11 protein-coding genes and 1 other annotated feature are annotated in these 12905 nt (G+C 47.4%); of the genes, 4 read left to right on the top strand and 7 right to left on the bottom strand.

Translation table 11 applies throughout. From position 1 onward, the window contains the following. Positions 1-156: 156 nt before the first annotated feature. The 5 genes from NOM72_RS01660 to NOM72_RS01640 all read right to left on the bottom strand — a co-directional run bounded on the left by NOM72_RS01660 (position 157) and on the right by NOM72_RS01640 (position 4976). A complete protein-coding gene (locus NOM72_RS01660; protein ID WP_255997536.1) occupies positions 157-1665 on the bottom strand; it encodes a peptide ABC transporter substrate-binding protein in 1509 nt (502 codons plus the stop codon). A gap of 98 nt (positions 1666-1763) precedes the next feature. Next, positions 1764-2001 (bottom strand) — a binding site (T-box leader). Between the two features lie 62 nt (positions 2002-2063). Further along, positions 2064-2456, bottom strand: coding sequence for a hypothetical protein (locus tag NOM72_RS01655; protein ID WP_255997535.1), 393 nt, complete (start codon positions 2454-2456; stop codon positions 2064-2066). A gap of 88 nt (positions 2457-2544) precedes the next feature. After that, on the bottom strand, positions 2545-3465 hold the full coding sequence (locus NOM72_RS01650; protein WP_255997533.1) for a hypothetical protein: 921 nt from the start codon (positions 3463-3465) through the stop codon (positions 2545-2547). 134 nt (positions 3466-3599) lie between these two features. Continuing rightward, positions 3600-4430, bottom strand: a complete 831-nt coding sequence (locus NOM72_RS01645; RefSeq protein ID WP_055968996.1) for a GNAT family N-acetyltransferase — start codon at positions 4428-4430, stop codon at positions 3600-3602. A 63-nt stretch (positions 4431-4493) separates the two neighbouring features. After that, positions 4494-4976, bottom strand: coding sequence for a hypothetical protein (locus NOM72_RS01640; RefSeq protein WP_255997530.1), 483 nt, complete (start codon positions 4974-4976; stop codon positions 4494-4496). Between the two features lie 137 nt (positions 4977-5113). Between NOM72_RS01640 and NOM72_RS01635 the strand changes: the two genes are divergently transcribed. Continuing rightward, positions 5114-5617, top strand: a complete 504-nt coding sequence (locus NOM72_RS01635; protein ID WP_023469278.1) for a hypothetical protein — start codon at positions 5114-5116, stop codon at positions 5615-5617. Positions 5618-5696: 79 nt separating this feature from the next. Here the strand turns inward: NOM72_RS01635 and NOM72_RS01630 are convergent, their stop codons facing one another. Both NOM72_RS01630 and NOM72_RS01625 read right to left on the bottom strand, forming a co-directional pair. After that, the gene (locus tag NOM72_RS01630; protein WP_255997528.1) at positions 5697-6962 is read right to left on the bottom strand and encodes a HAMP domain-containing sensor histidine kinase; all 1266 of its coding nucleotides are present in this window, start codon (positions 6960-6962) and stop codon (positions 5697-5699) included. Beyond that, positions 6959-7615, bottom strand: coding sequence for a response regulator transcription factor (locus NOM72_RS01625; RefSeq protein WP_255997526.1), 657 nt, complete (start codon positions 7613-7615; stop codon positions 6959-6961). Before NOM72_RS01625 ends, NOM72_RS01630 begins: the two co-directional genes overlap by 4 nt. A 130-nt stretch (positions 7616-7745) precedes the next feature. Here NOM72_RS01625 and NOM72_RS01620 point away from each other — a divergent pair, with 130 nt between their 5' ends. The 3 genes from NOM72_RS01620 (at position 7746) to NOM72_RS01610 (ending at position 12887) form a co-directional block, all read left to right on the top strand. Further along, positions 7746-8897: a hypothetical protein gene (locus tag NOM72_RS01620; protein WP_255997524.1), complete on the top strand. Its 1152-nt coding sequence runs from the start codon at positions 7746-7748 to the stop codon at positions 8895-8897. 199 nt (positions 8898-9096) lie between these two features. After that, entirely contained in the window at positions 9097-11919 is a 2823-nt protein-coding gene (locus tag NOM72_RS01615; RefSeq protein ID WP_255997522.1) for a sensor domain-containing protein, read from the top strand. 86 nt (positions 11920-12005) lie between these two features. After that, positions 12006-12887, top strand: coding sequence for a YitT family protein (locus NOM72_RS01610; protein WP_255997520.1), 882 nt, complete (start codon positions 12006-12008; stop codon positions 12885-12887). Positions 12888-12905 lie beyond the last annotated feature (18 nt).

Raw genomic sequence — 12905 nt, 5'->3', positions numbered from 1 at the left:
CTTCCCTTCTTGGTTCTTCTTTTCACCGTTCTCTCTATCGGCTGATGATGAAAGCGGTTTTAGTGAATTGACCTGATTTCAGAATAAAATTACCAAATCTCTCCCATACAAAAAATCCTCTTTTCCTTGTGTCATCAGGAAAAGAGGATACGGGTGTCAGTTACGGTTGATTTCGACATATTTATAGGAAATATCCGTTCCGACATTGTGTCGCGCGAGATTCTTCACTTCTGTGTTTTGCAAGAAGGCATTCTTCCGTTGGTAAACCGGTGAGATCGCTTGATCATCAAGCAAGACGCTTTCTGCTTTACTGAGTAAGGCAAGACGCTTATCCTGGTCGAGCTCACTTTCAGCCTGTTTCAAGAGACGGTCATACTGTTTGTTCGAATAATCCATCATGTTGAAGGGGTTACCGGTCGTGAACAAGTTCAAGTAAGTCGTCGCGTCTTGATAGTCTGGTGCCCAGCTTGCGAGTGATAGATCGTAATCCCCTCGTCCTTCACGGGCGAGACGCTCTTTCTTCGGTAGTGACAACAATTTGACTTCGACGTTCTGTTTCTTCAACGCCCCTTGAATATACTCACCGATTTTTTTCGAGACATCATCGTCTTCAATCAACATCGTCAATTCAAGGTTTTGTTTTGTGAGCACCTTGCTTGCAGCTGCTGCATCATACGACGATTCGATTTGGCGCGCATTGTCATACTTCGGATCGAGTTCTTGCGGCACGATGTAGTCCGCCGGCAGTGATCCATTTCCGAGTAACGTCTCCGTCAACGCCTTTTTATCGTACGCCGCGTCGATTGCTTGACGTGTTTGTTTATCTTTCAACGCGTCCGTCTTTTCGTTCATCCGGATGAAGAACATCCGCGAATCGCTGAACGTGTTGTACTCTTTTTTGCCTTTGTACGTGACGACGTTCTCCGAGTTGAGTGGTGCGACATCGAGTTCACCTGACTCGAATAGATTGATCGCAAGCATCGGATTCTTGATGATCTTGACGTCGACTTCGTCGATCTTGACGTTCTTCCGGTCTGCGTACTCAGCGTTTTTCGCGAGCGTATAACCTTGCTCCGCTTGATACTTCTTGAACGTAAACGGTCCGTTGTAGACGTTCGTTTTCGGATCCGTCCCGAACTGCTCGCCTTCTGCTTTGACGATATCTTCTCGTACAGGCATATAGGTACCGAACGTCGTCATGCTGAGGAAGTATGGTGTCGGGCGTTTCAGTTCGATCCGGAGTGTCTCGTCGTCGACCGCTGTCGTTTTTTCAACTGGCTCGAGCAAATAAGCGAATGGTGAGTTCGTTTTGATGACGCGCTCAAATGCATAACGGAAGTTCTCTGCAGTGACGGGCTTTCCGTCAGACCATTTGGCATTCGGGTCAAGCTTGAACGTATAGACCTTACCGTCTTCAGACACACTATGTGATTTCGCTGCCGCCGGAACAAGTTCGTTGTTCGCGTCGAAGCGATAGAGTCCTTCGTAGATTTGGTTGAAGATGTTTGACGTGATAGCATCTGCCGGATCAACCGACAGAAGATCATAGCTCTCCATAGTATGCAGGACCTTCTTATCTGCTTTTTTCTCTTCTGCTGGTTCTGTCGTTGCACATCCTGCTAGTAGGACTGCCGTACTCGCCGCTGCGATCAATGTCTTTTTCATGTGTCGTGCCTCCTGAGAAATATGATGAGCGTTGGATGATTCGGCATACCTTGACGTACAACAAAAGGCGCCCTCTACGCATAGCTAACAGCTAATGCATAGAGGACGCCTGTATCCGCGCGGTGCCACCTCTGATTGAGACGAAGAATCGTCTCCACTTGTCGCTGGTCCAACAACCAGCTAGCCCGGTAACGGGGGCAACCGTCCTGTCTACTCGAAGGTTCAACAGGCTCTCAGCGGTCCATTCTCGTTCAGCTTACCGTGTCAGGCTCTCACCATTCCTGACTCGCTTGGTCGGCAGTGTTGACGATACTTACTCCGCGTCATCGATGTAATTGATATGGCTTAACTTGTTGTTTACTTTACACGGCTTGTTTTTCGCTGTCAACGAAAAAAACTCAGAACGGATGGTCTTCTTGTTTTTCTTGCTCCCGACGGACCGGACGTGGTCGAATCGGTTCGACATGTTTGACATGTGTTCGTGTAACGATTCGGTTGCTGAACGCTGCGTCAAGTAAGATCGTAATCGCTGCTGCCATGTGTAACAGCATCCCGACGACCGGAATGACACCAACCGTTGATGCGACGATTCCGACGATGTTCCCTTTTGAGACATTTCCGGCACGTGCCGTCAATACGACGACGACGATATGAAACGCGAGCATTAACCACAGGGCATTGTAACCTGAGAAAATGACGATTGAACCACCTAAGAGCGGAATCCCAAGCACCGCTTCCATTCCACCTGATACCCACTTCAACGTCCGCAATGAATCCTGTCGACTCTCCATGACGTCGCCTCCTCTTTTTTTCCATATGTCTAGTATACGACGGATTGCAGAAAAGGTTCCAACGTTTATTTTACTAAGTAAAACTTATTTAATTCGCTGTATCTTGTTTTAAAAGTTCTAACTGAATCTCATTGTTTAGAGACTTCATCATTTCATTGACAATTAAATTGTTCATTGTATCAAATTCATTTTTTATACCTTCCACAATTTGATCAGGTAATTGTTCAGCCATTTTATTTGGTAAGTTTGAAATTTCATAAGCTAAAAAACCAACTAATACAGGCAACAATATCCATAGAATTGGCATACCGCTCGATATTCCTACTAAGCCCAAAACAGCAATTAATGCTTTTCCGATAGCTAACTTAGCTATTGTAGCTAGACTTAGTGTACCTAAAACTTTAATAACAATAGGTTTTAATACCGAAACTATAACTGAGGAAGTTAATACTTTAGCTATAATGACTCCTATAGCAGTAGATGAGGTCGTAGCAAGAAGTGAAGAGATTTTAGACATCGCTACATCACCTACATAATTCATTGCCATTTTACCTCCGCGATTTCTAATTTCCTCAGCAAGCGATTTTGATTTAGATAAGTTAGTAGTGACATTATTTGAAACACTTAACTCTGCTAATTGAATTTGATATACGTTAGAAATTTGATCAACACTTTTACTATTCCCGTAAAAATCTAATACACACTCCTCAACGACTTTCAAAATCTCAGGGGTTAAAAAGCTATCGACATCAAAATCTTTATATTTTTTTTTCATAATAAATGCAATTAATATCGAGGCAAACTCTTTGTTTGCTGAAGGTTTGATAACTTTAAAAATTTTTTCATCTTTTTTTAAAACTAATGTCAAAATTTCTTTAGCATTCAGAGATAAAATTTTTTCTGTAGTTCTAATTTTAATATCGTTATACAGTTTACCTTCACTTTTTTTGAAATAGTCAATTATCGGTCTATTGTTTATGTACATATCAAGAACACTATTATTCATCACTTTCACACCCACCTTTTTAAAGTTAAGCTAATCAGGATATAATTTACATTTAAAAGTTTATTCAATTTTATCAAAAAAATATCACTGTCCTATTGAGATTTCAAAAGTAGGATAGTGATATTTCGAGTTAATTTTTATACCGCCAACACGTGGAACTGATAGCCACGATGCACAACGAATCCTGCCTCTTTGTAAAGATCGAGTGCGCGATCGTTATCTGTTTCAACGTCGAGTTCGAGTTGTGTCCGACCTGTTCGGAACAACGCTTGAACCATCAGCTTCAGCATCTTTTTACCATAACCATTACCTTGCGCTTCTGGACGAACCGCGAACGCATGGATGCTCGCTTGCGTATCGGAAGCAAGGTAGGCACGGATGACGCCGACCGGTTTGCCGCTTGCGACACCGATGAACGTGATGCGGTCATCAGATTCGATTGCTTGATAGATCGACTCTGCTTCTTCATCCGTGTTCCCGAACGATTTACCAAGCGTCTCGACGATGAACGGACGATCGCCCGCTGTCGCTTCGCGTAATTCGAAATCCGGATCGGCTTTTAAGAACAACTGTGCCTTCTTCAAAATCATATTGTACTCGGTCATCCGGTACTCGGCACCTAATCCTTCAAGGACGGCTTGACCTGAGCTACTTGCATCGTCAATGACGAACGTGAATGCTTCGACGCCTGCTTCCGTTGCGCGCGCCCGTGCCGCTTCAACGAGTGCCGTGAAGATTCCTTGTTTCCGGTAATCCGGATCAACGAAGACGTTTAGTTCCCATTCCGTCGGTAAGTACGCGAATGCTTGTAAGTACCCGACGAGTTGCTCACCGTCATAAATTGCGAAGTCGTTCTCGCCAACCCAATCGGCTGCGACTTTTAATTCAATGCCATCGTGATCGTTGACACATTTTTCGAGTTGTAATACATCTGTTGTTTGTTTGACGTCTGTGACGTTCCATTCCATATTCATTCACCTCATTTTCAACTATACCGAACGAACAAAAGAAGCACTAGCAAAAGCTAGTGCTCATTGCAGTTTAAATGTCTTCATCATCTGCGGGACGTCCTTGACGATCAAGTTCTCGACCGCTTTCTTGCCGACAGCGCCTTTGACAGCTTCCGTCGGTAAGACGTAGTAGTACGTTTTACTCCCTTTCGTCCCGAGATATGTACCATATCCGATTTCACGGTCGAACTGTTTTTTCGAGAGCTTCTTCGGCTCGTAGTTCAAATTGACGAGCAGCTGATCCGCGCCTTTGACTTTATAATACAACGCGAACGTACCGCTCCGCGTGATGACACCGTATTTCGATTTGACCGTCTTGTTCTTGACGAGCTCGACTTTATCTTGTTGGATCGCCTTTTTTAACGCGTCCGTCGTCTTGACCGTATAGCCGAACGATTCGTTCGCGACGACCCCTTTACTATATGTCACGTTGCTTGCAGCAAAACCCGTCACCGGAGTCAGACATGCTCCGAGTAAGACTCCTGTCATTGCGATTCGTTTCATGCTGACTCCCCCTTAAAATAATCGATAGTAATGGATTCCCTTTTGTGAAATAGGTAAACTCTATTCTCGAAAAAGATTTGACGGAATTGTCTAAATTTCTTACGATAGGGATAACGAAACGAAATGGGGTTAAAGCGATGACTGAACAAGAACAATTAACGCAAGAACAGCTCGATAACTTGCTCAAAAATGCGTTTGCAATGCAGGTTCCAATCCTCGAGAAGTTCATGAAGGATACACACGATCGCTATGCACTCGCAACGACGTCGTTCAAGCGTGATATGGAAGCGATGAAAGAGACGGAATGGCATCAGTTCTTCGCGAGTAAACTGTTACCACACTTCTTCCTCGAACACCTCGGATTCGGTGCCTCGTTCCGCTTCAACGGACACGATAAGGAAGTCGATCTTCCGGAAAACGTCGTACCGGTCCGTAATGATGCCGATGAGCAAATCGATAAAGTCGTCCTTGGGGTCAAAAAGGCGATGCAAGACGAGCACATCAAGAACCACGATCTCGTCGCGAACTTCTATAAAGAAACACTCGAACTCGCTTGCCAGATGGGCAGTCGTGTCGGGATGAGCGATGAGTTCTATACTCTCGTTAAACCAAGTCTCGTTCATGCGAACGAAGGCGAATAATCGTTGAAATTCAAGAGAGGTCAGTTCCGGAAAGCTTTCCGAGAACTGACCTCTCTTTTTGTGTAACGAATTGGTCCAATCAAAACCGAACGTAGAACACCGCTCCCCCACCACTCCGGTCTCGAACACCATAATCAAATTGATGACTATCAAGTATCATCCGACTGATCGCAAGACCAAGTCCATGACCGGCACTGCCTTCTTGTTTGACGTAGACGTCCCAAATCGTCGCCCGGTCTTCTTCTCGGACTCCCGCTCCTTCGTCCTCGACCGTCAATTCGTCATGCGTTAAGCGAACGGTAACCGTCCCGCCGACGGGTGAAGCAAAATGGGCGTTCATCAGAAAGTTCATCAAGACGCGTTCAAACATGCGTAGATCAAGGGACTGCCTAACCGGTTGCAACTCTGTCGCCAGCGTCAGTCCTGCCTGCGTGAACGTCCCGCGCAGGCGTTCGACTGTCGCAAGCACGAGTTCATCGAGTGCCACATCCGTCTTTTCAAGCGGCATCCGTCCACCAGCAAGCTTCGAGTAAAGCAACGTCTCATCAATCAGATGACCGAGTCGATCCGTCTCCTCGATGATGCTTGTCGTCACGTCGGGCAGTTCAGCGACGGGAATGACACCTGCTGCGAGCGCCTCCGTCTCGTTTCGAATGATCGCGAGCGGCGTCCGCAAATCGTGGGTGATGCCGGCAATGAACGTCTTCTGCAGATGATCCTTTTGTTTCAATTGTGTCTGCATCTCATCGACCGCGTCAATCAACTCTCCGACTTCATCCTTCGGTCGTGCTGGCAAGACGACGTCTGTCTCGCCGGCACCAATCTTTTGAGCGACAGACCGAAGCGTGACGATCGGTCGCGTCAGGTGTCGTCCCATATAGTAGGCGAGCAAGGATGCCAGCAACAACGTCACGAGTAACGCGAGTCCGATTGCAAGATAAACACCACTCAGCGCACTACTCGCCAGTGGTGCTTGCCGGACCGTCGTGATGCGCGTTCCGTCAACAGTCAGCTGATACGTCAGCAATCGTTCGTCTTGTACTTCGATGACGTCTTCCTTCTTAAGATTATCGAGAAGTGGTAACCGTCCGGCCGGTCCGCGCGCACCGATCCGTTGCGTTAATCCATCGGTCGTCAAAAATCCTTGGATGTCACGCGGAATTGGCGTGTCGGCTTCAAGCGCTTGTTTGATGATGTTCGCTTCCCGGGCGAGTTGATCGTACCGTTCACCTTCTGCGAACCGATTGACGAGGAACGCCGTCAAGACGAAACTGAGGATCCCCATCACGAGCAGCGGACCAACGACAGCGTATAAAAACTTACGCATCAAAGAACGTCGTTTCATTCGATCGCCTCCAATCGATAGCCGACCCGGTGGACCGTCTTCAGTTGTCGTTTAATGATAGGCAGCTTATCCCGCAATTGTTTGACGTGTGTATCGACGGTCCGGGTATCGCCACCGAATGCATAGCCCCAGACATCGTCAAGAATCTGATCCCGACTGAGTGCCTCCCCGAGATGTTCAATGAAATAGAGTAACAGTTCAAACTCCATCTTCGCGAGACTGACCGCCCGCTCACCTGTTTTGACTTGGCGTCCCTTCTCATCGATCGTCAAGTCACCGAACGCATGGCGAGCGACCGGACGGACTTTTAATGCCCGTTCAAGCCGAATCATCAACTCCTTCAGGACGACCGGTTTGACGAGATAGTCATCAGCACCGAGTTCAAGTCCGAAGACGCGATCATCCGCCTCTCCACGCGATGTCATCATGAAGACGACCGGCGGTTGAACTTGTGATTTGATGCCTGGCACGAGCGACCAACCGTCACCGTCCGGTAAGCGGACGTCGATCAAAACGGCATCAAACGCTGTCGTCAGATATTGTTTCGCCTCTGCTAACGAACCAGCAATCGTCACCTCATACGCATGGTGCCGAAGGAAACGTGCCGTCACCTGCGCTAATTTTTGCTCATCTTCAATCAATAGTACGTTCATCATCATCCCTCCACTCTTAGTGTAGCGCCTTTTTGCCTTCATTTGCCTTTCTTCGCAGTTTCTTTGCAACTTCCTCACAACTTCTCTTTCCTGACCCTCTACCATAAAAGGTGAAAGGAGTGATCATCCCATGACATTCAAAAAACAATGGATCACTGCATTGACAATTAGCGCATTAACAGTCGGAGGCGCATCAGCATATGCTGCGACGAACGACGACTCGAGCACGACAAAACAAGCGAAACACGGGCACCACTTCGAAGGTATGAAAAAACACGACATGACGTTACTGTTGAAAAAATTAAACCTGACACAAGCTGAGGCAGACACTGCCCGCGAGAAAGGACAATCGATCGCCGATCTCGCGAAAGCAAAAGGGATTTCGTTCGCTAATTACAAGAAGGCGGAACTCGCAGCAGCGAAAGAACAACTGGCAAGTCTCGTCAAATCAGGCGACTTAACGCAAACGCAAGCAGACGACATGCTGAAGCGTCAAACGGAACGGTTCAGTGGCGTCAAGAGCTACGATGAACTCAAAGACAAGATGCCGATGGGTCGCCACGGTGGACCCGGTTTCTTCAATGAATCATTGATCGCCGACGTCCTGAAGGCACTCGGACTGAGCCAGTCGAAATTCGACGCAGCGAATCAATCGCTCGCTGCTTATGCGAAGGCACAGTCGATCAAGTTCGCCGACTACAAAAAAGCATTACTTGCGGCACAGACGAGTGAACTCAGTCAACTCGTCAAAGACGGAAAGATGACAAAAAAACAAGCAACGGAAATCAAGTCTCGTCTGACTGAGGAATATAAGGACGCGAAGAGCTACGACGATCTTCCGGAGCGCGGCGAACACGGCAAGCGTGGTGACCATGGACCAGGTGGTGTCTTCGGCGACTCGACGTCAGCGATTCTAAAAGCACTTGGACTCGATGAAGCGAAGTTCAAGGAAGCGAATCAACCCTTACCTGAATTCGCGGAAGCAAACAAGATTGCTTACGCCGATTTCGAGAAAGCCGTCCTGACAGCACAAACTGCTGCGATTGATCAACAAGTCAAAGATGGCAAGCTGACAGAAAAACAAGCGAAACAGATTAAGGAACACATCCAGTCCCGCGCAGATGATGTCTCAAGCTACGCTGACCTCAAAAAAGGTCCAGCACGCGATGGTCATGGTCCAGGACACGGACATGGTCCGGATGGTGACATGCCAGGCGCACCGGATCAAGGAGCAGATGCGGATCCGAACGCCAGTGACACTTCGATCGATTTAGCGATTTAACATATAAAACGAAGCTCATACCGTTGAGCTTCGATTTTTGTCGTACTTGACCTCTTAATTTTGAAATAAAATTGCATCGTTTTCTAACTTTCCATTCGTTTTTTTGAAATAATAGTCTATTGTTTAAGGAATCATTGCAACGATTCTCCCCTTCATCCGATAGTAAGACTGAAGCGTTACTACGTATGGAGGTGAAGAGATGGCGTTTTTTGAGGCCATGAAAACAATCCGACGATCGGATACGGCACCGATTCATATCGGCGGGCTTGAAGTATCTCGTCTTGAACAATCAGAAGCCTTTTTCCATCATCAAACCGATGCGATTTTTGTCTTTGATGCTGCTGGTACGATTATCTATTTCAATGAACATCTTCCAGAAATCCTAGGATACTCGGAACATACCTTATACGAGCACTTTTCCGTGTTTAATCCTCCGGATCAAATGGAGGCGGTCTCGCAATTTTTCCAGCGTGCGTTACAAGGGGAAACGGTTCATTATACAGCAAGAGGATTGCACGCAGACCAACATCTCGTCACCTTAAAAATCACGAATATGCCGATTGAACAGGAAGGACATGTCATCGGTGTCTATGGAGTCGCGCGTGATGTGACACGCGAAAAACAACTCGAAGAAGACGTCTCGGAAATTCGCTCCCAACTGGAGCTGACCAAGCAGGTGCCTGAGTTAGTCTTATTCTATTATGACTTGCGGTCGCATCAAATCGAGCCTTCGCCTTCGCTCCTGAAGTTTCTCGGTTTAAGGGAGGATCAGTCATCAATTGAGCAACAACGGTTACTCGAACGGATTCATCCTTGGGATTTTGACCCGCTCCGCTTTGAAATCGAGCGCATGGCAGCAGGAAAGCAGGATCAGTTCGAACAAGAGCTGTCCTTGTTGACGTCAGACGGTTCGTATCAATTGTTGCGCTTGAAGGCAGTACGTCGCGCAGGGCATGCGCATCAGGCTTCAATCGTCTTGTATGACTTATCGGAAATCGATGCGGCCCGTCAACAATTGAAGATGGAACGCGCACAAGCCCGTGACATTTATGAGGCTGTGAACGCGGCGATCTCACAAATTGATTTGACGACCGGACGGATTTTATTTCATTCGCAAGGTTTTTTGCACATCTACGAGGAGTTACCAAAAAATTTGATTTTAAATGATACGTGGTTATTGTCGCGAATCGATCCTCGAGATCACGATGCGATGCGAAAGTTCATGCAACGCTTGTTACAAGGACATGCCGGAACACTTCAGTATCGCCTCCGTTTTCCCGATGGGCGGATCAAATGGGTCGAGGATCAACAAATTCCGATCTTTCACTCTGACGGATCGATTGCGTATTCCAACAGCATCTTGCATGATATCACGTTACAAAAAGCGTACGAAGAACAGTTACGGCAACTCGCTCTCCGGGACGTCGTGACCGGTCTTCCGAATCGCCAAGCACTGATTGAGACGATTGAATCGTGGCAAGCACGCACTGTTCCTTTTTTCGTTCTCTCGGTTTCTTTCAACCGCATTACGGAGATCAATAACGCGTTCGGTCACGGTTCCGGCGATCAGTGGCTCCAAGCGACTGCTGCCCGCTTAAACGATGTCAAACCGGACGAGGTCTTTCTTGGTCACCTCGGTGGGGATGAATATGCACTGCTCGTCTCGACCGACTATGAACAAGATGTCACGCCGTGTGCGGAAAGACTACTTACGATCTCGACACAACCGATTTCAATTGAACCCTACGCCTTGTTCGCCCGGGTTTCGATCGGTATCAGTCGCTATCCTCAAGACAGCACGGACGCCGTTGAGTTATTAAAGCATTCTTACACAGCACTACGCCGCTCACGACGCGACGATCACAGTGCGTTTCATCATTATGCTTCGAATCTCGATATTGACTATTACCGGCGCTATCGTTTGGAGCAAGACTTGCATTATGCCATTGAACGTGATCAGTTGTTCCTCGAGTACCAACCAAAGGTCGATAGCTGGACGGGGAAGATCGTCGGAATGGAAGCCTTGATCCGCTGGCAACATCCGGAATGGGGACGAATCCCGCCGAACGACTTCATTCCGCTTTCAGAAGAAAGTGCGCTGCATATCGACATCGGGGACTGGGTCCTCGAAGCAGCCTGCCGGCAGATGAACGAGTGGTCCAAGACCGGTGCCTCTCTCGTCCCGATCTCGATCAATGTCTCACCAAAGCGGCTGTTGATTCCAGGATTCGAGCATCAAATCGAACAGACCTTAATACGATATGCGCTCGACCCGGCCCTGCTTGAACTTGAAATCACAGAAGCGGCCCTCATCATGGATGATCCGATGACGAGTCGCACGCTTGAATCGGTCAGTGCCCTGGGTGTCCGGATCGCCTTAGATGATTTCGGTAAAGGTTACTCTTCGATGGTCTATTTGCAACGTTATCCGATCGACGTCATCAAAATCGATCGTCAGTTCGCGACGCACATTTACGATGATGCGAAAGCGCAAGCGATTGTTAAAAGTATCTTGTACATGGCGAACGAATTTAACCTACATGTCGTAGCAGAGGGCATCGAGACGATTCAGCAGCTCGATACGTTTCGGATGCTCGAATGCCCACGTATCCAAGGATATCTCTTCAGTCGACCGGTTCCGAGTGATGTGATGGAAGGCTTTTTAATCCGCGAAATCCTCTATCCGATCGAGGCTTGTGCTCTATCAAGTGATACGGTTCCACGGTTTTCCGTTCCCGGAAAGATTCGGATGCTGACACATCATACGGAGTCCTTCACGCTCGCTTTTTCTGACTTACAGGCACATCAGACAAGTACGAAGGTCTTGTATTTCTCGACTGAGACACCCCTTCCTTCACATGCCGCGACGTGTGACATTCGATTAAACGAAGGGCTGCAACTCGTCACCTGTACTGTCACGATCATCGGTCAGCAAGACGGACAATATATGGGGGAATATACGAACGAAACGGAAGCCGAACAGATCATGCGCTTCTTCCAATCGTTACGTTACACCCCTTGACTCACTCACGAAGACGTTCACAGACGTCTTCGTGCTTTTTTGTTATATTAATCTTAAAGTAATTTACTCTAGATGGGAGGAATGACATGCAGTCCCCACTACCGATGAAACATCATCGTCGTTCGACGAAAGGTCAACTCTTTCGACGTCTCCTCATGCTAACGATCGGTGCCATCATCTTTGCTGTCGGTCTGAAAGGATTCTTAGTTCCGAATAACATCATCGATGGCGGAATCGTCGGGATCTCGATCATCGGCTCGAAAGTCACGGACACGACCCTCGCCTTTTGGTTATTCTTTCTGAATATCCCGTTTATCTTCTTCGGCTACAAACAGATCGGGAAGACGTTCGCCCTATCGACGTTATACGCGATCTTCATCATGGCGATCGCAACGAAACTCCTCGAACACATCGGTCCGTTGACAAGCGTCGACTTACTCGCGACCGTCTTTGGTGGATTGATTCTCGGAATCGGTGTTGGCATCGTCATCCGTTCGAGTGGATCACTCGATGGAACGGAGATTCTTGCTGTCTCGTTTAGCCGTTCGACACCGTTTTCGGTCGGTGAGATCGTCATGTTCTTCAACGTCTTCATTTTGGGTGCCGCTGGTTTTGTCTTTGGATGGGACCGGGCGATGTATTCCTTGATTACATATTTCGTCGCTTTCAAGACGATTGACGTCGTCATCGATGGACTCGATCAATCGAAAAGCGTCTGGATCATTTCCGAGAACTATGAAGAGATTGGTCTTGCGATCATGGATCGTCTCGGACGAAGCATGACGTATTTAAATGGAGAAGGTGCCTTTACGGGTGATGGGAAGAAAGTGATTTTTTGTGTCATCAGTCGCTTGGAAGAATCAAAGTTGAAGGACATCGTTCGTGACTTTGATGAACAAGCCTTTATTGCGATCGGCAACATCCATGATGTCCATGGCGGTCGCTTCAAGAAAAAAGATATCCATTAACCGAACGAAAGGAAGGAA

The organism is Exiguobacterium sp. LL15 (assembly GCF_024436095.1).
GTDB lineage: Bacteria > Bacillota > Bacilli > Exiguobacteriales > Exiguobacteriaceae > Exiguobacterium_A > Exiguobacterium_A indicum.
This window is presented reverse-complemented; position numbering and strand designations above follow the sequence as displayed.